The following is a 22,829-nucleotide window of genomic DNA, read 5'->3' as shown; positions in this document are numbered from 1 at the left end:
TTTTAAGCCGTCAATTACGCTCTAATTCCTAGTGTCTGTAAAACTCGTATGTTTAAGGTTAGGGGACACTCCTCTTTTTATTGAGGAATGTCCTCAATTTATACGCTATCGCTCAGACAATGACTTATGCTTCATGTACTTCGCTAACAGAAACACGGCCTTTACGCTATTATTTCCAGCTTTGTTATTTCCAGCTTTGCAAATGAAGGCAGAAGTTACATAAATTATAAAGTCAGATTATTTTAATCTTTCTTATAAACATCTCTATCACTCATATAATGACTCCAGCTTTCCTCCGCTTCGTTAACAGCTTCTACAGTCCTTTCGCAATGTCCATTCATCATATCACGCCATCTCAACTTTAAAGATTCTTTTATTTATAAACAAACATCATTTACACTCTAACCCAAGTATAGAGGTTAACAGCCACATGAACATTCCGCTATAACTCCGTCTTTACTGATATCATAGCAATTTTCATTTGCTTGTTCTATATAGATTCTACACAATTCCGTTTAGATGGCAATTAATACAGTCAAAAGCTTGAAATGATATCAGTATTTATTATATTCAATTATATCCAAAGTAGCAAACTTGTATATGGAAAGGAATACAACGTAAATAGCCCCTGACTGCTGTTAATATAGTCAGAGGCTGTAGATGTACATTTTAGGACGCTGAATTTTGAACAACGCCATAGCATTGTGAGAGTTCTTTGAAAGTTCTTGGCGACGCTGCCAAAGATATTGCTTAGAATTTTAGATTGTCTGAGCGGAAGGAAGTTTAAAAATTCTTGCATTTTCAAGGCAGGGAGCCTTAGAACTTTCAGAACTGGAACACAACGAGAGGGGTGTTCAAAATTCAGCGTAAAAGTGTAAGGAGACACAACTAAAGTTGTATCCCCAAATTTGTTACCTCTCTTCGCGGAAGTAAGGGGTTCCCAAGGCCGCGGGAGGGGAGTTGTCCTTTGATTTTTTCAGTGAAACGAAAACCAGTACGGATATGGTTACCATGTAGGGAAGCATATCGATAAGGTACTGGGATACTGCAAATTTTGTGCCCTGCAATCTGAAGCCTATGATGTCTAAGCCGCCGAAAAGGTAAGAGCCTAAAATTGCTTTGTAAGGGTTCCAGGTTGCAAATATAACCAGGGCTACGGCTATCCAGCCTCTTCCTGCCGTTATGCCTTCCTGCCATGCAGGAACGTATACCAAGGAGAGGTAAGCACCGCCTAACCCTGATAAGGCACCGCCTAAAAGTGTGTGAATGTATTTATATCTTGATATATTAATTCCCGCGGCGTCGGCTGCTCCGGGGTTTTCGCCGATGGAGCGCAAAGTTAAGCCGGGCCGGGTTTTGTAAAGATATAGCCCTAATAGTATTGCTATTATATATCCTAAATAGATGTAAGGATCCTGGCTGAAGAAAATTCTTCCCAGGAATGGGATATCACCTAAAAGTGGTATTTTATAGGGCATGAAATATGCCTTAAGGGCCTGAGGTACCATTTTCCCCCCCAGAATTTTACCCATGTAGCTTGCAAAGCCCTCACCGAATATACTGAGCGCCAGTCCGCAAACAATCTGGTTTACGCGAAGCTCTATGGTCAAAAATGCAAATATCAATGCTCCTATCATTCCGCCAAGGGCTCCTGATAAAATTGCGATAACCGGGTTCTGGGTTAAAAGCCCGGCCTGAAAGCCGCCTACGGCTCCCATGAGCATCATACCTTCAACACCTAAGTTAGTAAGGCCTGCTTTTTCGGTTATTATCTCACCTAAGGTAGCAAATAAAAGAGGAGTGCCTGCCACAATTGCTGCGGCAAAAAAGGATGCTATATAATCCATGTTATTTCCCCTCCTTGCCTGAAGCTTGTAATTTTATCATAGTATTAAGCTGCTTTTGAGTAACCGGCATGAAGTTTATAAAAAACTCGCTGCCTAAAACGAAAAACAGTATAATTCCCTGCAGCATAAGTGCTATGGAGGCGGGGATGTTAAAGGCTGTCTGAATGTATGACCCGCCCTGTAAAAGCGCTGCAAAAAGAAAAGAAGCTACAACTATAAATGGCGCTGAAAGACCGGACAGCCAGGTTGTTATAATAGCTGTGAAGCCCAGCCCCCCCGAAACTTCAATATTTAAGGTGTTGCTTACAGCCGATGCCTGAATCATTCCTGTAAGGCCGCACAAGCCTCCGCTTATTAAAACGGCTGTTATTATAGTCTTTTTTATATCTATACCTGCATATTGTGCGGTTCTTTCACTTTCACCTATTACGGAAACCTCATAGCCCAATTTGCTGTGAGTCATAACTATATACATGACAATTGCCAGCACTATAGCAATTATCCACCCTATGTGAATACCTAAGACTTTAGGAAGGATGGCTGCATCCACAAAATTAGGTATTTTCGGAAAGCCCGTCGCCTTTGGATCCTTCCATGGTCCGTATTGAAGGTAGGTCACAAATTTCAATGCCACATAATTCAGCATCAATGTAACTATAGTCTCGTTGGTTCTCCACTGGGCCTTGAAGAATGCCGGAATGAGAGCCCATATCCCCCCCATCAATACGCCTGCTATAACCATTGCAGTCAGCATTACTATCTGGGGCAGTCCAGGGAATTTAAGGGCTATAAAGCTTGCTGCAAAGGCTCCCATCATTATCTGCCCTTCGGCGCCTATATTCCAGAACTTCATTTTAAAAGCTATGGCAATCCCTAAGGATGAAATTATAAGGGGAACTGCCTTTATAACCACTTCATTGAACCTGTATCTTGAACCAAATGCCCCTTTCAGCATGGATGCGTATACCTCAAAAGGATTTTCCTTCGATATTAAATATATAAAGATTGCAAATAAAAGGAGGGCGAGGATTATGGCTGACAAGCGTATTAAGGTGCTTTTTAATTTTGATATTTCTGCTCTCTTTACGAATCTTATCATAAAGTAGCTCCCTCCATTTCTCCGGCCATCATAAGGCCGATTTCTTCCTTGGTTGCTGTCCTTGCATCCACTATGCCCGTTACTTTTCCGTCACATAGTACCATTATCCTGTCGCATAATTCCAACAGTACGTCCAGGTCCTCACCTATATATAAAATGGCTACGCCCTTTTTCTTTTCATCATTTAAAAGGTTGTATATTGTATAGGTTGCTCCCACATCCAAGCCCCTCACCGGGTATGCCGTTATTAAAAGCTTGGGATCGGATTCCAGTTCCCTGCCCAAGAGCACTTTTTGGATGTTTCCCCCCGACAGTTTTTTTACGGGGAAATTAATTCCCGGTGTCTGAATACCCAGCTTATCGATTATCTCCCCAGCTTTTTTTGCCGGCGGTTTTCTGTCTATCAAAAATCCTTTTTTATTCTGATAATCCTTGAGTATCAGGTTATCCACCATGTCCATGGAAGCCACCAGGCCCATTCCCAACCTGTCTTCGGGAATAAAGCTCATGCTGATACCCATGTTTATAATATCCCTTGGACTTTTGCCTACGATATTTTGATCCTTGTAATATATTTCTCCCGATTCAATAGGATAGAGGCCGGCTATTGTTTCGCACAGCTCTTTTTGTCCGCTGCCTGCAACTCCGGCAACACCGAGGATTTCTCCCTCGGCTATATTAAAGGACACGTTTGTAAGCGCCCTTACCTTATCTTCGCCATATACACTCAGGTTATTTACTTTAAGTATGATTTTTCCCATGTTTGTTTCCAGCCTTTTAACGGATAAATCCATGGGACGTCCCACCATCATCTCCGTCAAGGCTTTGGGATTGGTCTCATTTTTAACAACAGTACCCACAGTCTCACCGCTCCTTAAAACCGTTACCCTGTCGGCCACCGCCATAACCTCGTTCATTTTGTGGGTTATTATTATTATGGTGCAGCCTTGCTCCTTCATGTTGCCCATTATTTTAAAGAGCTTTTCAATTTCCTGGGGAGTAAGAACTGCCGTAGGCTCATCCATTATAAGTATCTTGGCTCCCCTATAGAGAACCTTTATGATTTCAACGTTTTGCTTTTCACCGACGGACATATCATATATCTTTTTATCCAGGTCGATATCCAGTCCGAAGGTATCACAAACTTCCTTTATCTTTGCATATTCTGCCTTGGGGTTTAAAAGAAAGCTGCCCTTTTCCCCCAGGATAATGCTTTCCCTTGCCGTCAAAACATCAATGAGCTTGAAATGCTGATGTATCATTCCTATGCCTGCACGGATGGAATCTTTGGGAGAATGAAAAGAAACTTCTTTCCCATAAATAAAAATAGAACCGCTATCAGGGGTGTAAATCCCTGATAGCATGTTCATAAGTGTACTTTTTCCTGCTCCGTTTTCTCCCAGCAAAGCATGGATTTCGCCGCTTCGGGCTTCAAAATTGATGTTCTTGTTGGCCAGCACCTTCCCGAATGATTTGGATATGTTATCCATCCTTATTGCTTCCTTCAGTTTATCCATGCTCACCACAATCCTTCTTAAGTATTAGTTGGTCTTACCTATTACTCCTTCAACGAACCAGTCCATGCTCCAAACTTCGTCATCAGTCATAACCTGGCCTTCTTTAACTCTTTCAATACCTGTGTTGTCCTTTAACGGTCCTTTGAATATCTTTAATGAGCTGTCGTTTATGGCTTTCTTAGCTTCATCAATCTTAGCCTGTGCGCCTTCCGGTGCATAGGAAGTCAACGGTGCCAATTCAACTATGCCATCGCTCATCGGTCCCCAATAGCTCCCGGGTTTCCAGGTTCCGCCAAGTACTTCATTTATAGTCTTAATATAGTAGCTTCCCCAATGCCAGATTGGCGCTGTCATGTATCCGCTTACTTTTTCCGGATGATCCAAGTCATATCCAATTGAGAATTTTCCTGCTTCTGAAGCAGCTATCTGTGTGGCTGTTGAATCCTGGTGCTGTGCAAGTACGTCGCAGCCCTTGTCAAGAAGCGCTTTTGCAGCTTCCTTTTCTTTAGCCGGATCATACCATGTATTTGTCCAGGTAACTTCAACGGTTGCATCCTTGTTAACTGACTGTACGCCAAGAGTAAATGCGTTTATCATTCTTATAACTTCGGGTATGGGCATTGCTGCAACATATCCTATTTTATTAGTTTCTGTCTTCATACCTGCAACTATACCTGAGAGGTATCTTGCTTCATACATTTTGCCGAAATATGTTCCTACATTTGGAAGATCAATGCTGCCTGAGCAGTGAAGGAAAGTTACATCAGGAAACTCTTTTGCAACCTTTGCAACATAATCCTGGTATCCAAAACTTGTTGCGAATATAACCTTTGCTCCCTGGTCTATCATATCACGCATTGCTTTTTCAACATCAGCGCTTTCAGGAACGTTTTCCATTATGAGAGTTTTAACTTTGTCGCCTAATGCTGTTTCCATTTCAAGTCTTCCGTTGTTGTGAGCCTCTGTCCATCCACCGTCATTAACAGGTCCTATGTAGATGAACCCTACCACCAATGGCTCTGCTGCCTGTTCTGTGGGTGTTGGAGTTGCCGTAGGTGTTCCTCCCTGCTGTGAACCGCCGCATCCTGTCAATAAAACAGATAATAAAAGGACCAGGCTTAACACTATACCGGTTATTTTTTTCATGTTTTTTCCTCCTTCATCATTTAGCCTTTTAACTTATATTCAAACTGCAGGCAAAGTTTATTTAAGCTTTATAAACCCGCAGTTTTATTCAAATATAACCTTGTTGTCCTCCATGGATTTTATTATAGCCAGGGATTCCAGCCTTATTCCCTTTTCCACTATGTGGTTTCTTCCCTGCTGAAAGCCTTTTTCTATCACTATTCCTACTCCCACGGCAGTAGCCCCTGCCTGTTCTATGATATTTATAAGGCCTAAAGCCGCTTGTCCATTAGCTAAGAAATCGTCGATTATAAGAACGTTTTCGCCTTTGCTTAAATACTTGGCGGATACAAATACGTTGTATCCTGTATTTTTAGTATAGGAGAAAACATCGGCAACATATACATCCTTGTCAAGATTAAGTGACAGAGCTTTTTTAGCAAATACCACCGGAACATTAAAGTATTGAGCCGTAATGCATGCAAGGCCAATTCCTGAAGATTCTATGGTAAGTATTTTGTCAACCTTTATATCGGAAAACCTGTTTTTGAATTCCCTGCCTATTTCATTTAAAAGCTGGATGTCTATCTGATGATTTAAAAAGCCATCCACCTTGAGTATGCTGCTGCCAATTACCCTGCCTTCCTTAACTATTCTTTCTTTTAGCAAGTCCATTGTTCGTCTCCTTCTACATTGTTTTATCTTTAAAAGATAAAACTCCCTTATGAAAAATAAGGGAGTTTACAAGCAAATATTGTATGTAGCAACACGAAATAAATCTGAACATTTTATGCATTATGCTTACAAACACCCATAGTCAGACAATTTGCGGCAGTCTGGTAGAAACACCCGGACCATATTACCGGGTATATACGGGCGAACTTTATATTCAGTTTTATTAAAAACGTTCACCTTTGCTATTGCTGTTATTATTCTATAATAACTGACATTAAAAATCAATACTTGTTTAATAATTTATTTACAAGTTTTAAAGCTTCAGTTTGCTGCCGCAGTTGGGACAGAATTTATATCCTGAATCCACGTAATTTCTGCAGTTTGGACATAATGTGTATGGCATGTTAATTTCTGTGAGCCTGCTAAAATCCACAGTATCAGCCTCTAAAAGTTCGTCTATGTAATTGTCAGGCACCTCAAAGACCCTTCTGCAGCATCTGGCTTCAAGAAAATATTTTCTCCCCCATTTAAACAAGGGCAAGAAAAAAATATGAAAGCAATTATATTCATAAAGCAATTTCATCCTGGAGTATTTGCCGCAGGAACAGCAGACATCAGTGAATTCCTTTAATTCTTTTACTTTATTTTGAATGCCGAAAATTCCTATGAAAAACATGAGCCTTTCCCCCGCTTTTTATATAGACTACCCATATTATATTACATTTAATGCATTTACGGCATTACAAATTAATTTATGAAAAAGTGAAAAATTTATTCAGTCTTGCCTGAATTTGTGGTATTATATTAATGGTGCAAACATATAATATATTTTTTCAATTAAGTTTTACATTATTATACAAGTAAGGTTGCAGCTTAAACACAAATGGATTTTAAAGCAGTATATTAAATGTAATATCTTTAGTTGGTTCTATATGGATGGTGCCATTAACCTTAGGAGTAGGTGATAGAATGAACTTATTCTTTCATAGGATTATGAGCAGAGTCGGACAATTTTTTAGTTACATATGGGAATCCATAAAGAACACTTTTAAACGATGGTTTAACAGAAAAGAATTTTTCACCATCATGGTGGTTCCCCATACACCCATTAAAAATGTAAAATCATTGAAGTTTTCCAGAAGGCTGGTATCTTCTTTCGTCATATTGAACTTCATAATGTTTTCCATAGTATGTGTCTTCGCCTTTTCTTATCATATGCTGAGCGCCAGGCTGGAAAGCAAAAAAGCCGAGTATGATTCCCTTCAGGCCATGAAGGATTACAGCGAAAAACAGTTGAGCGAGTACAAGGCCAGCGAAGATGAAATGAAAGAAAAAATCAAGGTTATACAGGACTTGGAGACCAGATTAAGGGATATCATAGAGGCCAAGGGTGAAGACACCCAGTCAAACGCCGATGATAAAGATGATTCTGAAGAATTAACCTCCTTTAAAATAGCCAGTAGGGGCATGGGGGGAGGAGGAATCCTTTACCCGGGTGAAGAGGAAGTTTTAGTGGACAACCTTCAGGGTATAGATCAAATAAGCGATACAATAGATGAAATGGCAACCAGAGTGGATGATGAAATAAAAGAATTAGATAGAGTAATAGCAGAGGCCGAAAAAAAGCTTAAGGAAATGAGAGCCAAGCCTTCAGTGCTTCCGGTATCAGGAAAGATTACCTCCACTTTTGGATACAGAAAGAATCCCTTCGGTAAGAATTACGAGTTCCACGACGGTATAGATATAGCAAATTCAAGAGGGACAGCCATAAGAGCCTCCGCCGACGGCGTTGTGACTATAGCAGGCAGGGACGGAAGCTACGGAATCTTAGTAAAAATAAACCATGGAAACGGCTACGAGAGCCTATACGGCCATAACTCAAAGCTGAATGTAAAAGTGGGACAAAGAGTGGAGCGGGGCGATATAATAGCTTATATGGGCAGCACCGGAAGGTCTACCGGAAACCACTGCCACTTTGAAGTGAGATATAAAGGAAAAGCCATTGATCCTTATACAGTTAAATAGAAAATATAGAACCGCCGGTAAAATCGGCGGTTCTCTTAATGTCTGGGGTTTTGAGAAATTACCTGCACTGCTTCGGCAAGAATAACCTGCACATCAATTTCGAACTGCTGGGTAAATTCCGCAAGCCTATAGTAGAGCTCCCCCTTTTGAGTTACTGCATACCTTGGCGGAAGATGATTCAAGGCATATGCGATTATGTCTTTTCTGCACATTTCACATTTGCAAATGTCAAGCCTTTTTAGCATATTTTCAAACATTTGTGTCACCACAGTTTCCATGTGATTCTTTATCTCCAGCTGTTCATTATCCAGTACTTTATTTTCCATGACCTACCTCCGCAAATTGATATTATATAGGAAAGATTGTAATGGTCTGTGAATTTTCACATTATTATTTCGATGTTTATTTTGTTTTTCCTGCATATATGCCATGTCTGATGCAAAAATATATAAGATCCCCTCCTGCAATATCAATCATAGACTGTTAGCGTATTCCAGGGACCTTGTTACCTCCAGATTATTTGCCTGAACTTTTATTTGCACCGGCGTATTGCTGCGTTCATGCCCATACCGCCGGCTTTTCAACGCGTTTTTACGTTTTTAAATGAAAGCCATACGAAGTATCAAATTGCTGAAGCTGGGGCCGAATTCTTACTGCGACTGCTGCCATTCATAATAAACGAGGCGAGGACAGGTTAGGCAAAAAAGTAAGCGGCAAGACATGCCACTCTCCTTTGCGCTCAAAAACTTCGGAATACCGGGTTTTCTTTCCGACTCTGCAAACCAGATTTATGCGGTTGCGGAGTCGGAGCGGATAGTGTCGCACCGACCGGCATAGCTATGGCAGTTTATACGGAAATCAAGTTTATCCATATCAGGCCCACTCCTTTGAGCTGCGGCAATAATTTCGGGTTAGAATCAAGGTCAGGCTGTTTAAATACATGCAAAAGGAGGATGCCTGTGATAATCGGCATCCTCGTATAATTGTCTTTTAGATTGCTCCGAATCCTTCTCTATAAGAAACACATGGAATTGTCCATCACTCTGATGGCTATGGCACCGGACATGCGTCCCGTGAGAGAGCCGATGCCTAATTGCCCTGTCGCTGTACCGGCAGGGATAGCACTGATGGGTATTTTATTATATTTAAAATTGTCTATGCTAAACTTAATTAGCGGCTTTGGCAGCAGCACCAGCCTCACGTTCAGCGTTGAGCTTTGCGTATTCGGCAGCCTGAGTGTCAGTCAGCTTGTAGGCGACCAGAATGATAGTGGCACCGATTAACATACATATACCGGGTATTAATCCGATTGACATCGTGAAGCGGTTCATGTAGGTGAAGGTAGCTGCAGTAGTTGCGGTGGGGGCAATATAGCCGGACCATGCTAAACAGTATCCTACAAGGGAGCCGCCCAATGCAAAGCCTATTTTAGTGGGCCAGTTCATGACGGTAAGAGCCATGGTACGGTTGTCAATGCCGGTATCATAGTAGCCGTACTCTCCGCAGTCAAGGTAGTAGTTGGCAGTGAATACGGTATAGATGTACATTGCACCCTGGCATAGGCACATGGCGACGGTCATAACAACCAGGTTTGCGCTGCCATCAGAATTAATACCAAAGGCCCAAATCGAGATGGTGCTTAAGGCATAAATGAACCATCCGAAAATCAGAGAACCTTTCTTTCCAATCTTGCGGCCGAGAGCCGGAGCAACTAGGCTGGCAAGAAGGGCACATATTGAGCGGGCGGTCATTGCCACGGTCATGAAAGCAAAGGTACCGGTCACACGGAAATAATAAGCGGTGATGCCGGCGTAAAGCTGTGTGCCGATGGTGAAGGCAGTGAAGCCGAAGAAAAGAACAAGCATCTGCTTATTGGTGACAACGGAAGTAACCATCTGTCCGACAGTTGGAGGCTTGCGCACAGAAGCAACGGACGCCTGGGGTGGATCAAAGGGAGCTGCTATCTTGACAAAGATTAAGTTGACAGTGGCGAAGGCGACAGAAAATACAGCAGCAACTATGAAGTAGCCAAGGGATGCTGAGCCGGTGATATTCTGAACAAGCTGAACAGCGGGAAGGGTCACAGCCGAGGTTATAATGGCAGTTGCGGCTGCAAACTGGCCCTGACGGGCGGTAATCTTTTTACGGTCCTCCATGTTGTGTCCGGCCATCTTAGGAATCATTGCCGCACGGGAGGTGGCATAGAAGTTCATGGAGCAGTGGAACATCATATAGAATATCATGACGATAGCCAAACGTACGGTGGCATTGCTGATAAAAGAAGATGTGTCTATCATCTGAACAATGTTACCAAAGAAAAGTGTGATGGTTAAAAGACGTATCCACGAGAGATATTTGCCTTTCTTCATGTTGCTCTGCTCAATAAAAATGCCCGCAATGAGTCCGACTAAGAAGTCAACAGTTTTGGCGATAAGCATACCGGTGCCGATAGCCACGGGGCTAATTCTTAAGTAGTCTGTCATAAATAAGGTCAGAAACGTCATGGGTACAGTGAAGGCCATTGAGTTTAAACTGTTGGACAGCGCATAAGTATTAATATGCAGGTTCGTCAGTTTTGGTGCTTCATTCATGTTACATCCTCCTAAAATCTAATATTTGAGTATAGTGTTTTCCTCTGTAACGGCGGATATTAAAGGCACATACGACCATAGGGCTCTGACGGTAAAGAGCCTTAAATGAGTTTGATGGAGACGGTGAGTGTTTGCCATGATAGATAGGCCATGGCTGGTCCGCTAAAGTGCATGAAGAAAATCAGACGCCAGAACAGGCCTTTCTGGGAGCAGCATCTTAAAATGCGGGTTTCATTCCTAAAAGGGCCTTGAGCTTTGCCATAAAATCCCGGTTAATGGCTTCGATGTCCGGGAAGCGGATCTTTTTATACCACTTCTTTGCATCGTCGATGGTGGCATGCCGAACTTGACCATAGAACCGCCAACCGTTAGGGAATACACCTGCTAAAGGCCGAACAGCTCTGAAATGCCCTTTTATCTCGCTAGGCTTCGCGGGACCAAGGTCGCAGACTTATGCTCCGGAATGTGATCAGTACTAACCCGGAATTCGATGTTTACGATATCATTGGCGGTGGTATCCACAGATGCTTGCCACTGTTTACAACCGCTTAGAAATTTTCCGGCACCGTGATGGGATATTCATTTAGTAAATATGAAAAATGAAGTGTTTGGATATGCCCAAAATCATGAATATTTTAATAGATATTGTAGTAGTAGATGTGGTGAGTGAAGGGCACTGTTGTGTTCAGAAACTCGCCGATACTCCTTAGTTTCTTAAGGTTATAGGTGATTTAAACTTTCTCCTCCTTTTCTCATTAGGCCATTAGGATAAAGAATAATGCTGTTACAAAGTACCACTAACTAACAATAATAACTGGAATTTTTTTAAAAAACAATCCGAATTGTGAATGAAGTGTTACGCCGCTTTTCATCAAAATGTTGTGTATATAGAGTTTCAGACTTATTTTTTTCTGTAAAACCATGATTAGACTGAAATTTAATTCTAAAATCCAAATAACAAATAAGAAAATGTAAAAAAACGCCCCCTATGGCGGCGGCATGTCCTGCCGTCTCTCACAGGGGGAAGCGTATGACTGAAGAGACCTCAGTCAGGTGCCGGCGCCCTTCCAAAGATCAGGGCACCTGCGAAAACGGGATAAGATGCGGACGATACATAAGCGCAGATAAAGGCTTAACTATCTGTCGCCCCCGCATTGCTGCCGAATGCAGCCCAGCTTTTCCTGAATATAAAAGGAAAGGAGGATATGCAGCCGGGTGCGCTCGTCGTCCAGATCGATCCGGCAGAGAGACTCGATGCGCTTGATTCGCACCGAGAAGGTGGAGCGGTGGATAAAAAGCTCGCTGCTGGCCTGAAGCACGTTGTAACTGTACTTAATGAACACTCGAAGTGTCTTGCAAAATTCCGTGTTGTGCTCACGGTCGTAGTTCATCAGCGTGATGAGGCTGGGATGGATCACGTCCTCCGCATTAAAGGTGCCTACGGCACTGTCGAGCATATGTTCCAGCGCGTATTTCTTAAAGCTGTAGAAGACCGCGCCGGGTTCCATCCGGGAGCCGATCCTGATGGCGGTGGCGGCCTGCTTAAGATAGGCGCGGAGGGAGAAAAAGTCGTGGCACGTCGCGCTCATGCCCGCCTGGAAGCTAAAGCCCCGCACCAGGTCGATGAATTCGGGCAGGAACTCGTCGAAATACCCTTCCGCGGACAGGGAGATGTTTACAATCCACGCGATTCCGTCCTCCAGCACGATGCCGGAGGCATAGCCGCCCTGGGCGACGCTCCAGCGGTTCTCCAGCAGCGTTACGATATACTCCGCCCGCACGGGTATGCTGCCGTTCTCACCGAAGGGTATAAAGCAGACCACATAGCTGTCGTTTACACCCCATCTGGCAAATTTCAGGGCCTCAGACACCTCGGCGTTGCCGTACTGGCAGTTGTCGCTCAGCACGGCGTGAATCACCCGCTGCATCATCACATAGCCGGGCATACGCATTGAGGAGCTGGAAAAAAGCTCGTACATCTTTTCCGCATGACGGCATATATTTTCAAAAAGGCACTCGTCTGCCCGGGTGATCTCTCTGCAGCTGTCGCATAAGGCCAGCAGCTTTCCCCGGTAATCGCTGTTATAGTAAATGTTGTAATAGAGTCCCCTCTTGTTGTGGGCGGTAACAAATCTGCGGGCGTTGGGGGCCTTGCTCACATCCTCCACGGCATCGTTCTGGAGAACGGATGCAACGAGCTCGCTCTGCACTTTGTCCGGTACGCCGTCCAGACTTGAATCGGCGCAAATAGCGATGGGTTTCAAGAAATTGTTCAAAAAAACAAAGGAATAGTCCAGTTCCCTGCGACTCTCCTCCAACAGCTTCTGCATATCCATGGAATCCCGGGATATATGTTTGAGCTGGGCGTCCCAGTAGAGCAAAGAGAGGAAAATGGTCTGTATGCGGTTGAAGAGCGCCTTCAGATCATAAGTATTCTCTACAATAATCAGGTCAAAGGAGACTCGGAGGTAATCAAAGGCGGGCGTCCCCACGCAGACAACCGCCATGCCGTCCAGTTCCTCCCCTTTAAGCTCGGCAGCGTCCGCCACATACACGCACCCTAGGGAAAGGGGTCCGTTAGTGTAGAGGAGAGGAGCTTGGAGCGGGTTGTCGGAGAGAGTACTCCTGTTTTTTTCGCATCGACAGTCTGACTTCAGTTTTTCATAGATCATGTTCAAGGTAATCATCATGGCTCAGTATCCTCCTTAAAAAATATATATCATATATATTAAATGTATAAGGAATATCGATCCAAGAGCACTAAGCAGGCGAAGAGATGGGGTTGTAGAAAATTATGTATTACATTTTTGTTTAATTTGTTCTTTTATATCGAATGATAATAGCATACTTCAACTATTCGCCGAATGCAAGAACAGCTTTCACCAAATATCGGGTTTTAATTTTACGCGGATTCTGCGCGGCAAATACTATAAGAAACGACAGTTTGACGTTTTTTCTCGTCAGCAGCCTCAGGCTTGCGGATTTACAAGCGTTGTTAATCTTGATAAAATTCTATAGTCAAGTGAGCAGGAAATGGTCAATGTCAGCAATCTCCCCAGTTTGCCATCCCGCCTGTGGTAATGTTGACGCAAGGCTACCCAAATACCAGCCAAACCGCGGCGCCAAAATTCTATAGGATAAAGGAAGATGCGAAGAATGAAAAGAGTTAGAACCGCATCGGTTCTGATGAATTTTGGGAGCAAAAAAAGCCGGGATCTTATTTCTAACCTCGGCTGAAAATGGGGGATTCTATGGCTTCAAATAAGGGCGCTATTGTGATATCAAGGGTTTCCGGCTTTTATATAAAAAGGGCACCACTTTTCAAAGGGCATTTCTGCCGTTTCAAAAAGGGCGCCACTTAATTTACGTGTTGTTTGCCGTTTTCCATGGTCAATTCTGGTTTTGACTGCTTGCGCGTTCAACTCCTGTCAGAGTGAAGCAGGAGAGCTGATAAATTAAAGAAATGAGGGCTTCTACTTTCTTGTGTAGAAGCCCTCATCAGACCGCGCAGACTCTGGCTTTTCGGCCATAAATCTTTTTTACTGGCTTTTTCTGGCAGGGGCAGTAGGACTCGAACCCACAACCAATGGTTTTGGAGACCACTACTCTACCAATTGAGCCATGCCCCTGTGACAATAACTAATATAGCACAAATCTATTTCTTTTGCAATAGAAATTAATACTATTCGACAGGTGCAGGCCCCGCTCCCTGCCCGTCGGGTGGAATGTATTTTGGCGGCTTCCTCTTTCTGTGAGTGATTATATAATCAAACAGCGTGCCTATGCCTATAACATACAGTGCCATATTTATTATGACATTAATCCAGCCTGTATATACGCCTCCGAAGGATGATGCCACTTTAATAAGCCATAATATGAGCAAACCTGCTGCAATAGCTCCGTAGGATTCATACTGCCTGCTTGTAACGGCTAATGATATTTTCCTTCCAAGGTACAGATATACCGGCACCATGCCTACTAGCATTGCAATGGCATATGCGATCCAGGCAAAGGGTATTACAACAATCCCTAGGATGGTAATTGCAAGCAATATGGAGAGTATTATCATAATCAGAGGAGAGCCTATTAAAGTCAATACTCCCAAGCCCGCCTTTCTTCCCATGTCCTGCTCTATGGATTGCGCCATTTCGTGAATTTTTTTAGGCATTATGAGGTAAACCAAAGCTGAGAACAAGAACAATACAAGATAACCGGAGAAGGATAATAAAGACCCTGTAAATCTTCCCCAGAATGTTCTGTTTCTCCCCGGCATATTGAAATCATACCTGTAGCTTCCCGGCAGCCTTTGACTTACGCTGCCGTCAATAGCTTCTACAGTATTTCCAAGAACTCTGCCCTTATCACCTACTGTTATTTTTCCTGATACGGTTACTGCATCTCCCATTACTGTGCCGTTAACTATGATATCTCCGAATAGCGTGACTGCGTTTCCCGTTACAGAACCGTTTACGTAAATATCCCCTCTGAGTGTTACCGCATCGCCTAAGATGCTGCTGCCTTCATTTACATATATATCGCCCGACAGCTTGACAATTCCGCCTTGTCTGTCGCCCGCCGAGTTTGCATATACGTATCCTTCAAAGGATAAAGAAATCAAAATAAACATGACTGCAGCAAATAATAATTTTTTCGCATATCGCATAATATTACCTCCATAAATAATGTTAGAAATAATGTTAGAAGGACACTCCTCTTAGTCAAGATTAGGGTACACACCTTCTCTTTTAGGAAATAAATCTGTGGGAAGCCGAAGGTATGCCCCAGCTTATTTTTATCTTGTGAGTCAGAGGAATATCCCGGACTAATGTTTAAAGGCTCTGTATATATTACCGTATAACCTCAATACCACTGCTGACATCAAAATCATAAGGGCTATTGCCATGCCGTAGGTTTCCAGGATGACTCCCCTTGCTATGTCAAGGGCTCTCCCCATGGCTAAAAGCTTTAATGACCCTGTAAATATGGTTTTCCACAGGCTTAAGGATAAATCAAAGAGCTCATTGAACAAGAAGTTGAGATGACTGAAGCTGTCTGAAATTATGCTTGCCGCCGGTGTAAACCTGAAAACAAGTATAATGTTTATCCATCCCATGATGACTGCAAGAAAGCTAACAGCAATGGGAAGCCATGAATTTTTAGCCCTGACAGGCTTCTCACTTCTTATCTTTGATACTACAAGCCTTTCAAGGTTTTCGGGGGCCTCTTCCATCTTGATATTGTCAATGCTAAAAAAGGCACTGCGAAGAATCTCAAATTCCATTTTGCAGCTCTCACAGGATGAAAGATGCATATTAAGCATTTCATATTCTTTTTGCGTAATGTCCCCATCCAGATATTTCATCATAAGATTATCAGCCGCTCTGCAGTCCATTGTAGCCCCCCTTTTCTTTAAGATTTTCCTTTAACATGAGCCTGGCTCTGTAAAGCCTGTTTTTAACTATGGTCATTGGTTCCTTTAATATTTTTGATATCTCTTCATATGATAGGTTCATAAAGTGGTAATATACTATCATTATTTTATATTTTTCAGGAAGTGCCTCTATGGCCTGCTCTATTTCCCGGTATGACTCGGATTTTATATAGCTTTTTTCCGGAGATGTGTCATCCTTCAGCTCGTAATCCTCTATAGGCAGTGTTGTGATTTTCCTCTTTCTTATAATATCTATGCAGATGTTGGATGCAATTTTTACAGCCCAGGTGGAGAATTTGCTTGTGCCGTTATAAGATTTCAAGCCTCTGTATATTTTCATGAAGGCCTCCTGGGTGGCATCCTCGGCTTCGCCTCTGTCATAAAGCATCCTAAGGCACAGGTTATATATGAGCTTTTTATGTTTTGTTATAAGTTCGCTGAAGGCGTCCAGGTCGCCTTCCTGTGCCCTGGAAATCAGCAAAGCCTCCTCATCTATCATATCACCACTTCTTTCAAACTCTTCTATTGTTATATACGTCAGTATTCTGAATATGTCTGAAAAAATTTACACATTGTTTTTCCACATGATGATGGCGTCCTCATTGTTGTCTTCGTAGTATTTAGGGCGAATGCCGACGGATACAAAGCCGTATTTTTCATAAAGCCTTTGGGCTATGTAATTTGTCCTTCTAACCTCCAATGTCATGGCTATGATATTTTCTTGTTTTGCCATTTCAATCATTGCCTTTAAGATAAGGTTTCCTATTCCTTTACCCCTGTAATCGGGGTGTACTGCTATGTTGGTTATGTGGCTTTCATCCAATATAATCCACATGCCTCCGTAGCCTATTACTTTATCCGTGTCCTTTGCCACTACATATCTTGCGGCTCTGTTGTTTTGCACTTCAGTTATGAAGGATTCAGCCGACCAGGGTACGGCAAAGGAGAGGTTTTCTATCACCATAATCTCCGGTATGTCATCTATATCCATTCTGCATAATTTTATATCCCCCATGACTTTATTCTCCTCTGCTGGCTTTGTCATATTCCCTTTCGGCCTGGGATTGTCTTAAATAAAAGGGGGCAAAAGTTATATAATCATCGGTATCGTTATTATTAAGCCGCTTTAATGCAAGGGCTGCAATGGAGGATGCTTTTTGCATATTAAGGTGAGGGGGAGCAAATACTGGCTTTTCCCTTAATTCCAGTTGTATTTTTTCTTTGTGCACAAAGATACCGTCACCTAAAAATATTATTTTTTCATGGTATTCTTTAAGCATCGAAAAAAGCTCATCCATATGTATGGCCATATAGTCACTTAATTTTTTAAATTCATCACCTTCCCATTTGTAGATACAGGTGTATACGTTATCCCTTAGGGCATCCATTATAGGGCATATTATTCCCTTTGAGTGGGGAAGATTGTACACAAGAGCATCGAGAGTAGGTATGGCGATCAATGGCTTATTTGCACCCTGGCATAATCCCTTTACCGTTGCAGCGCCGATTCTCAATCCCGTAAAGGAGCCGGGACCTGAGGCACAGGCAATTGCATCCATATCTTTTATGTCCAATTCGATAGATTTTAATAAATCGTCTATCATGGGCATTATTATGGTGGAATGCTGTTTTTTGTAATTGTAGGTTATCTCTCCTATGAGTTTATTTTCGTCGGCTACCGCGACGGATGCCACCATGGATGAGGTATCTATGGCTAGAACTCGCATTTTTCAATCATCTCCCATATAAGTCCCTGGTATTTCTCGCCGTTGACTTTGATTTGGATTTTTCGATAGTCTTCGCCTACTTCCATATCTTTTGATATGTCTACCCATATGTTTTCCTTTGGCAAAATTTCTTCTATTATATTAGCCCATTCTATAACGCTGACGCCTTGGCCATATATGTATTCATCGAAACCTATTTCATGCATTTCGTCGGTGTCGTTTATTCTGTATACATCGAAATGATACAAGGGAAGCCTTCCATTATATTCGTTTACGATAGTAAAGGTGGGGCTTGTTATATAATCATCTATATTAAGCCCCTTTGCAAGGCCTTTGACGAATTTAGTTTTTCCAGCGCCTAAATCGCCTGTCAGGCAGATTACATAGCCTTTATTGGCTATAGAGCCCAAGTATTCCCCAACTTTTTCGGTATCATTGGGGCTATATGATTCAAACAACATATTATCACTACCCTTTCGAAGGTATTTGATTACAAAAAGCTTGCCGCTTCCTTGTAATCAGATATCTGCATATGCCAGATGAAATTGTAAGCTGTTAGAGAACACTCCTCGTGCAGGTTACGCTCTTATCAGCAATACTAGTTTCTAATCCGAGGAGTGTCCACAGCTTATATTTTATCCAAATTTCCATTCTAATTATATATGTAGTGGTAAAAATGGGCAAGAAATAACCGTCGGTTTGGCCGACGGCTTGCTTTACCTATGAAGGATGGGGGATAAGCTCTTGTATGATAAAAATCCGAGAAGTGCAACTATGATGCCTTTTAAGATATTAAAGGGCACTATACTCAATGCGACAAAGGTGTTTAAATCTTTTATTGCAGGATTGATTTTGGCACCGGCGTCAACTATTGCCGGAATGGGAAAGCCTAAGACTTTTTCGTATAAGGGCAGGAATATAAACAAATTGCACACGGCAGCTACCGCCGCCATAGCAACAACACCTGCTATCAGTCCGTATAATGCGTGAGCTCTGTCCTTTTTAATCTTATACACCATGCCTGCGGCAAATACAAAGGCAGCACCTACGACGAAGTTTGCAATTTCACCTATGCCTGCAGTAGTATTCTTAAGAAGAACATGAAGTATGTTCTTTACTGCTTCGATTATAACGCCGGCTAAAGGCCCTAAGGCGAAGCTTCCTAAAAGTGCGGGAAAATCGCTTATATCCACCTTTAAAAATTCGGGGAAAAAGGGAAGCGGAAATTCAATCAGCATAAGTATAAATGCTGCTGCCGATAAAACAGAAATTTTTACCAGCTTATTAAGTCTTTGATCTCTCATAATAAACCCTCCAGAATAAATATTACTGTCTAGCCCTAATCTTCGGTGGGTCATAAGAAAAAAATCCTGAAAAATAAAAAGCTCCTGAAGAACTTCAGGAGAAAAATACAAGGTAAACACAACCTTCTTTCATCCAGACTTTACTGTCGGCTCCGGAATTAAACCGGATCTGCTTAATTAAAAGCTCGCGGGCTGTACCGCCGGTCGGGAAATGCAAAATAATACGTAAGTATTCAATTGCTCACCCTGCCCTGAAGATTCATTGGCTATTCAGTTCGAATATTATTATAGCATATATTTTTTCCCTTTGCTAGACTATCGCTTCAGCTTTTTTACAACTTCATATACAAGCCTTGCGGTCATTCCCCATATCATTTCATTTTTGTATCTATATATGAGGATTTCGTAATTTCTTCTGCCCCAGGACTTGTAGTAAAGCTCCGGCAGGCCTAATTCTTCTGCCGGAAGAAGAGTCACTTTTCTGCCTTCCTCATCCATGTAGGAAGATTCTATCATAACGCGGGTATTATATTTCTCCGGCTGGCTGTTTTCAAAATGGGATACAGGAACGGTAAATGCGTACTCCACCTCATTTTTGTTGATTATTAATTCATCAGTGCCCCCTATGTCCACTAGACTCACAAAAGAATCAATGGTAATGCCCATAGGAGCAACCATTGTATCAAGGCGTCCAATTATCTTTATCTTATCCTTGGGAATGCCCATCTCCTCATAGGTTTCGCGTATAGCTGTTGCTTCAAGGCTTTCATCCTCTGTCGGGTCGTACATTCCCCCCGGAAAGGACACCTCGCCGCCCTGTCTTATATTAAAATTTCTCATCTGAAATAATAGATGATATTCCCCACCTATAAAAACCAAAGGTATCAATACAACGGAATTATGGTACAGCTCTTTATCCAGTATGCCCGGAATTTCAGTAAGATTCTTTATCATATCATCCAGCCCTTTTTTGTCCATTCCCTTCCCCCCTTCTACACTATTATAACAATAGGGGACGGTTCACTCCACTTTTTCTTTTAACAACAGCAGTAACAACAGGGACGGTTCATAACAACAGGGACGGTTCATTCTATTTTTTCTTTGACAAAATACGGTTCATAACAACAGGGACGGTTCATTCTATTTTTTCTTTGACAAAATACGGGACGGCTCATCCTACTTTCTCTTTAAAATATTTATATCAAGTAGACGTGGGCAAATCTGCTTTTAAATTGTGCTGATTTTGTGGACTGGACTCACCTTTTATGATTATAATTAAATAGGGGCCTGCACAAAACCATATTTAAGATCATTTTCTTTAATACCTTCTATCATAATAAATATGTTCGCTTTCTTAGCATAATAAATTAGCTGCTTCTTTTAAGGGGGGATATTATGGTTGAATGGTGGAATAGTATACCGGGTGATCAAAGAGTATATTGGTATATAGGGATTCCTTTTACTACTCTCTTTATAATTCAAACCCTCCTGCCATTTTTAGGACTTGGTGACCACGGAGATTTTGGCGATTCAAATGAGAATTTGGGAGATATCCATGAATATCTGGATTCAGACGGCTTCCAGGACTATACCTTCGATGATGTCTCTTCTCCCTTTAGACTTCTCACCATGCGAAATTTCATTGTTTTCTTTACCGTATTTTCATGGACCGGCATTGTACTTGACAAATTTAATATGAATAAAATACTTGAAGTCCTGCTTTCCTGTGGCGCAGGTTTTATAGTCAGCCTGATTATAAGCAGCCTGTTTTATTTCATCGCCAATTTGACGGAATACGGCGGAATGGACCTTAAAAATGCAATAAATGCAAAGGGAGAAGTGTATCTCACCATTCCAGGGGCAAAGGATGGCGTGGGAAAGGTTACGGTGATAGTGCAGGGTACATCCCGGGAATTAGATGCAATGACCAATGGGAAAACTATTCCTACTGGAGAAAGAGTTAAGGTTATAGGCGTAATCGACAATCAAATTTTATTGGTTGAAAATTTGGTTGAAGATCATATCGATTAATTAAAAGGGGGTCAGTTTATGTATGAGATAATTTTATACACTGTCATAGCAGTGGCAATACTATCAACCGTTATTATGCTGTTTTTAAGATTTAAAAGATGTCCGTCCGATAAGGTACTCGTTGTTTATGGTAAGATAGGAAGAAGCGGAGACGGCACGGCAAGGTCTGCAAAATGCATCCATGGAGGAGCTGCCTTTGTATGGCCTGTTATACAGAATTATGAATTTTTAGATTTGACTCCGATTTCGATCGAAGTAAATTTGACCAAGGCATTGAGCAAACAGAACATAAGGGTGGATGTACCTTCCAGATTTACCGTAGGTATTTCCACGGAACCCGAGGTTATGCCAAATGCGGCGGAAAGAATCTTGGGGCTGCAGCTTAAGGATATACAGGAACTGGCAAAGGATATTATATTTGGCCAGCTAAGGCTTGTAATTGCCACCATGGATATTGAGGAAATAAATTCAGACAGAGATAAATTTTTAGCCAATGTATCCAAAAACGTGGAGGCTGAACTTAAAAAGATTGGTTTAAAGCTTATAAACGTTAACGTTACAGACATAAAGGATGAATCCGGTTATATTGAAGCCCTGGGTAAAGAAGCCGCATCCAAGGCTATTAACGATGCCAAAAAGAGCGTTGCTGAAAAAGACCGCGACGGTTCCATAGGTGAGGCAAATGCCCAAATGGACCAGAGAATACAGGTATCGGAGGCAAACTCCAAAGCTGTTGAGGGTGAAAACCTGGCCAGGATAACCATTGCAAATTCCGAGGCAGAAAAAAGGGAAAAGGAAGCTGAAGCCAACAGGAGAGCGGTTGCAGCTGAGAAGGTACAGTCTGCAAAGGCCCTGGAAGAAGCATATTCCGCAGAGCAAAGTGCGGAAATGGCCCGTGCCGAAAGGGAAAGGGCCACAAAGACGGCAGACGTCATAATCCACGCCGAAATTGAAAAACAAAAAGCCGAAATAGATGCCGAAGCCCAGGCCGAAACCCTCCGCCGCCGGGCAAAGGGTGAAGCCGACGCCATTTTGTTTAAAATGCAGGCAGAAGCAACAGGAGTAATGGAAGTACTGAGCAAACAGGCAGAGGGTTTTGAAAAGATAGTGGCGGCAGCAGGAAACGATCCAAAGAATGCGGTTGCCCTTATGATCGCTGATAAGATGGAACAGCTTGCAAAAATTCAGGTGGAAGCCATCAAGAACATCAAGATTGATAAGATCACCGTATGGGATTCCATGTCGGGGGGCAGCGGCACTCCATCCACAGCTAATTTTCTGTCGGGAATGCTGAAATCCATTCCTCCGTATGAAGATGTCTTCAAAATGGCGGGGTTGGAGCTTCCAAACTATCTTACAGGGACAAAAAAAGAAATCCCCGAGGATTCCATAGGAACTGAAGGGTAGTAAAGGCTTAGGGACGGTTCATCATAATTTGAGTTTTAGAACAACAGTTT

General features: G+C 42.3%; 20 protein-coding genes, 1 tRNA gene and 2 riboswitches. Of the genes, 3 read left to right on the top strand and 18 right to left on the bottom strand.

What is annotated here, in order from left to right:
* Nucleotides 1-911 precede the first annotated feature (911 nt).
* The 6 genes from OXPF_RS15205 to OXPF_RS15180 form a co-directional block, all read right to left on the bottom strand.
* Nucleotides 912-1,847 carry an ABC transporter permease gene (locus OXPF_RS15205; protein ID WP_054876069.1) on the bottom strand — a complete coding sequence of 312 codons (936 nt, stop codon included), beginning with the start codon at nucleotides 1,845-1,847 and terminating at the stop codon, nucleotides 912-914.
* A gap of 1 nt (nucleotide 1,848) precedes the next feature.
* On the bottom strand, nucleotides 1,849-2,946 hold the full coding sequence (locus OXPF_RS15200; protein WP_054876068.1) for an ABC transporter permease: 1,098 nt from the start codon (nucleotides 2,944-2,946) through the stop codon (nucleotides 1,849-1,851).
* Complete coding sequence (locus OXPF_RS15195) at nucleotides 2,943-4,463, bottom strand: ABC transporter ATP-binding protein (protein ID WP_054876163.1); 1,521 nt, start codon at nucleotides 4,461-4,463, stop codon at nucleotides 2,943-2,945. Before OXPF_RS15195 ends, OXPF_RS15200 begins: the two co-directional genes overlap by 4 nt.
* A gap of 24 nt (nucleotides 4,464-4,487) precedes the next feature.
* Nucleotides 4,488-5,609, bottom strand: coding sequence for a BMP family ABC transporter substrate-binding protein (locus OXPF_RS15190; RefSeq protein WP_054876067.1), 1,122 nt, complete (start codon nucleotides 5,607-5,609; stop codon nucleotides 4,488-4,490).
* An 84-nt stretch (nucleotides 5,610-5,693) separates the two neighbouring features.
* Complete coding sequence (locus OXPF_RS15185; protein WP_054876066.1) at nucleotides 5,694-6,263, bottom strand: xanthine phosphoribosyltransferase; 570 nt, start codon at nucleotides 6,261-6,263, stop codon at nucleotides 5,694-5,696.
* Between the two features lie 119 nt (nucleotides 6,264-6,382).
* Nucleotides 6,383-6,484: riboswitch (purine riboswitch) on the bottom strand.
* 92 nt (nucleotides 6,485-6,576) lie between these two features.
* Nucleotides 6,577-6,939, bottom strand: a complete 363-nt coding sequence (locus OXPF_RS15180) for a zinc ribbon domain-containing protein (RefSeq protein WP_054876065.1) — start codon at nucleotides 6,937-6,939, stop codon at nucleotides 6,577-6,579.
* A 293-nt stretch (nucleotides 6,940-7,232) separates the two neighbouring features.
* Between OXPF_RS15180 and OXPF_RS15175 the strand changes: the two genes are divergently transcribed.
* Complete coding sequence (locus OXPF_RS15175; RefSeq protein ID WP_054876064.1) at nucleotides 7,233-8,288, top strand: peptidoglycan DD-metalloendopeptidase family protein; 1,056 nt, start codon at nucleotides 7,233-7,235, stop codon at nucleotides 8,286-8,288.
* Between the two features lie 35 nt (nucleotides 8,289-8,323).
* Here OXPF_RS15175 and OXPF_RS15170 read toward each other — a convergent pair whose 3' ends face one another.
* From OXPF_RS15170 to OXPF_RS15115, 12 genes are all read right to left on the bottom strand, one after another.
* Nucleotides 8,324-8,614: a late competence development ComFB family protein gene (locus OXPF_RS15170; RefSeq protein WP_054876063.1), complete on the bottom strand. Its 291-nt coding sequence runs from the start codon at nucleotides 8,612-8,614 to the stop codon at nucleotides 8,324-8,326.
* An 840-nt stretch (nucleotides 8,615-9,454) separates the two neighbouring features.
* Entirely contained in the window at nucleotides 9,455-10,879 is a 1,425-nt protein-coding gene (locus OXPF_RS15165) for an MFS transporter (RefSeq protein WP_054876062.1), read from the bottom strand.
* Between the two features lie 1,136 nt (nucleotides 10,880-12,015).
* Complete coding sequence (locus OXPF_RS15160) at nucleotides 12,016-13,569, bottom strand: PucR family transcriptional regulator (protein WP_054876061.1); 1,554 nt, start codon at nucleotides 13,567-13,569, stop codon at nucleotides 12,016-12,018.
* Nucleotides 13,570-14,432: 863 nt separating this feature from the next.
* Nucleotides 14,433-14,508 (bottom strand) — tRNA-Trp (locus OXPF_RS15155).
* Nucleotides 14,509-14,561: 53 nt separating this feature from the next.
* Nucleotides 14,562-15,542 (bottom strand): bactofilin family protein, encoded by a 981-nt coding sequence (locus OXPF_RS15150; protein WP_054876060.1) that lies wholly within the window; start codon nucleotides 15,540-15,542, stop codon nucleotides 14,562-14,564.
* A gap of 159 nt (nucleotides 15,543-15,701) precedes the next feature.
* On the bottom strand, nucleotides 15,702-16,271 hold the full coding sequence (locus OXPF_RS15145) for an anti-sigma factor family protein (protein ID WP_054876059.1): 570 nt from the start codon (nucleotides 16,269-16,271) through the stop codon (nucleotides 15,702-15,704).
* On the bottom strand, nucleotides 16,252-16,809 hold the full coding sequence (locus OXPF_RS15140; RefSeq protein WP_054876058.1) for an RNA polymerase sigma factor: 558 nt from the start codon (nucleotides 16,807-16,809) through the stop codon (nucleotides 16,252-16,254). The genes OXPF_RS15145 and OXPF_RS15140 overlap by 20 nt, the downstream gene beginning before the upstream one ends.
* A gap of 66 nt (nucleotides 16,810-16,875) precedes the next feature.
* Nucleotides 16,876-17,325, bottom strand: a complete 450-nt coding sequence (gene rimI / locus OXPF_RS15135) for a ribosomal protein S18-alanine N-acetyltransferase (RefSeq protein ID WP_054876057.1) — start codon at nucleotides 17,323-17,325, stop codon at nucleotides 16,876-16,878.
* Between the two features lie 4 nt (nucleotides 17,326-17,329).
* On the bottom strand, nucleotides 17,330-18,037 hold the full coding sequence (gene tsaB, locus OXPF_RS15130) for a tRNA (adenosine(37)-N6)-threonylcarbamoyltransferase complex dimerization subunit type 1 TsaB (protein ID WP_054876056.1): 708 nt from the start codon (nucleotides 18,035-18,037) through the stop codon (nucleotides 17,330-17,332).
* Nucleotides 18,025-18,498 carry a tRNA (adenosine(37)-N6)-threonylcarbamoyltransferase complex ATPase subunit type 1 TsaE gene (gene tsaE, locus OXPF_RS15125; protein WP_054876055.1) on the bottom strand — a complete coding sequence of 158 codons (474 nt, stop codon included), beginning with the start codon at nucleotides 18,496-18,498 and terminating at the stop codon, nucleotides 18,025-18,027. The genes tsaB and tsaE overlap by 13 nt, the downstream gene beginning before the upstream one ends.
* Before the next feature lie 255 nt (nucleotides 18,499-18,753).
* Nucleotides 18,754-19,341 carry an ECF transporter S component gene (locus OXPF_RS15120; protein WP_054876054.1) on the bottom strand — a complete coding sequence of 196 codons (588 nt, stop codon included), beginning with the start codon at nucleotides 19,339-19,341 and terminating at the stop codon, nucleotides 18,754-18,756.
* A 117-nt stretch (nucleotides 19,342-19,458) separates the two neighbouring features.
* A riboswitch (FMN riboswitch) is annotated at nucleotides 19,459-19,604 on the bottom strand.
* 52 nt (nucleotides 19,605-19,656) lie between these two features.
* Nucleotides 19,657-20,319 carry an NUDIX hydrolase gene (locus tag OXPF_RS15115; RefSeq protein WP_054876053.1) on the bottom strand — a complete coding sequence of 221 codons (663 nt, stop codon included), beginning with the start codon at nucleotides 20,317-20,319 and terminating at the stop codon, nucleotides 19,657-19,659.
* A gap of 417 nt (nucleotides 20,320-20,736) precedes the next feature.
* Here OXPF_RS15115 and OXPF_RS15110 point away from each other — a divergent pair, with 417 nt between their 5' ends.
* Nucleotides 20,737-21,372, top strand: a complete 636-nt coding sequence (locus OXPF_RS15110) for a hypothetical protein (RefSeq protein WP_054876052.1) — start codon at nucleotides 20,737-20,739, stop codon at nucleotides 21,370-21,372.
* Nucleotides 21,373-21,390: 18 nt separating this feature from the next.
* Complete coding sequence (locus OXPF_RS15105; protein ID WP_054876051.1) at nucleotides 21,391-22,779, top strand: flotillin family protein; 1,389 nt, start codon at nucleotides 21,391-21,393, stop codon at nucleotides 22,777-22,779.
* Nucleotides 22,780-22,829: the final 50 nt, after the last annotated feature.

It is taken from the genome of Oxobacter pfennigii (assembly GCF_001317355.1).
Taxonomy (GTDB): domain Bacteria; phylum Bacillota; class Clostridia; order Clostridiales; family Oxobacteraceae; genus Oxobacter; species Oxobacter pfennigii.
The sequence above is the reverse complement of the archived record's forward strand: the minus strand, read 5'-3'. Positions and strand labels throughout refer to the sequence as shown.

Coding starts and splice junctions, on each gene's coding strand:
- OXPF_RS15160 (WP_054876061.1), bottom strand. CDS start 13,569: ATGATGATTACCTTGAACATGATCTATGAAAAACTGAAGTCAGACTGT.
- OXPF_RS15145 (WP_054876059.1), bottom strand. CDS start 16,271: ATGGACTGCAGAGCGGCTGATAATCTTATGATGAAATATCTGGATGGG.
- OXPF_RS15105 (WP_054876051.1), top strand. CDS start 21,391: ATGTATGAGATAATTTTATACACTGTCATAGCAGTGGCAATACTATCA.
- OXPF_RS15115 (WP_054876053.1), bottom strand. CDS start 20,319: ATGGACAAAAAAGGGCTGGATGATATGATAAAGAATCTTACTGAAATT.
- OXPF_RS15150 (WP_054876060.1), bottom strand. CDS start 15,542: ATGCGATATGCGAAAAAATTATTATTTGCTGCAGTCATGTTTATTTTG.
- rimI (WP_054876057.1), bottom strand. CDS start 17,325: ATGGGGGATATAAAATTATGCAGAATGGATATAGATGACATACCGGAG.
- tsaE (WP_054876055.1), bottom strand. CDS start 18,498: ATGTTGTTTGAATCATATAGCCCCAATGATACCGAAAAAGTTGGGGAA.
- OXPF_RS15140 (WP_054876058.1), bottom strand. CDS start 16,809: ATGATAGATGAGGAGGCTTTGCTGATTTCCAGGGCACAGGAAGGCGAC.
- OXPF_RS15205 (WP_054876069.1), bottom strand. CDS start 1,847: ATGGATTATATAGCATCCTTTTTTGCCGCAGCAATTGTGGCAGGCACT.
- OXPF_RS15190 (WP_054876067.1), bottom strand. CDS start 5,609: ATGAAAAAAATAACCGGTATAGTGTTAAGCCTGGTCCTTTTATTATCT.
- OXPF_RS15180 (WP_054876065.1), bottom strand. CDS start 6,939: ATGTTTTTCATAGGAATTTTCGGCATTCAAAATAAAGTAAAAGAATTA.
- OXPF_RS15200 (WP_054876068.1), bottom strand. CDS start 2,946: ATGATAAGATTCGTAAAGAGAGCAGAAATATCAAAATTAAAAAGCACC.
- tsaB (WP_054876056.1), bottom strand. CDS start 18,037: ATGCGAGTTCTAGCCATAGATACCTCATCCATGGTGGCATCCGTCGCG.
- OXPF_RS15195 (WP_054876163.1), bottom strand. CDS start 4,463: ATGGATAAACTGAAGGAAGCAATAAGGATGGATAACATATCCAAATCA.
- OXPF_RS15170 (WP_054876063.1), bottom strand. CDS start 8,614: ATGGAAAATAAAGTACTGGATAATGAACAGCTGGAGATAAAGAATCAC.
- OXPF_RS15185 (WP_054876066.1), bottom strand. CDS start 6,263: ATGGACTTGCTAAAAGAAAGAATAGTTAAGGAAGGCAGGGTAATTGGC.
- OXPF_RS15120 (WP_054876054.1), bottom strand. CDS start 19,341: ATGAGAGATCAAAGACTTAATAAGCTGGTAAAAATTTCTGTTTTATCG.
- OXPF_RS15165 (WP_054876062.1), bottom strand. CDS start 10,879: ATGAATGAAGCACCAAAACTGACGAACCTGCATATTAATACTTATGCG.
- OXPF_RS15175 (WP_054876064.1), top strand. CDS start 7,233: ATGAACTTATTCTTTCATAGGATTATGAGCAGAGTCGGACAATTTTTT.
- OXPF_RS15110 (WP_054876052.1), top strand. CDS start 20,737: ATGGTTGAATGGTGGAATAGTATACCGGGTGATCAAAGAGTATATTGG.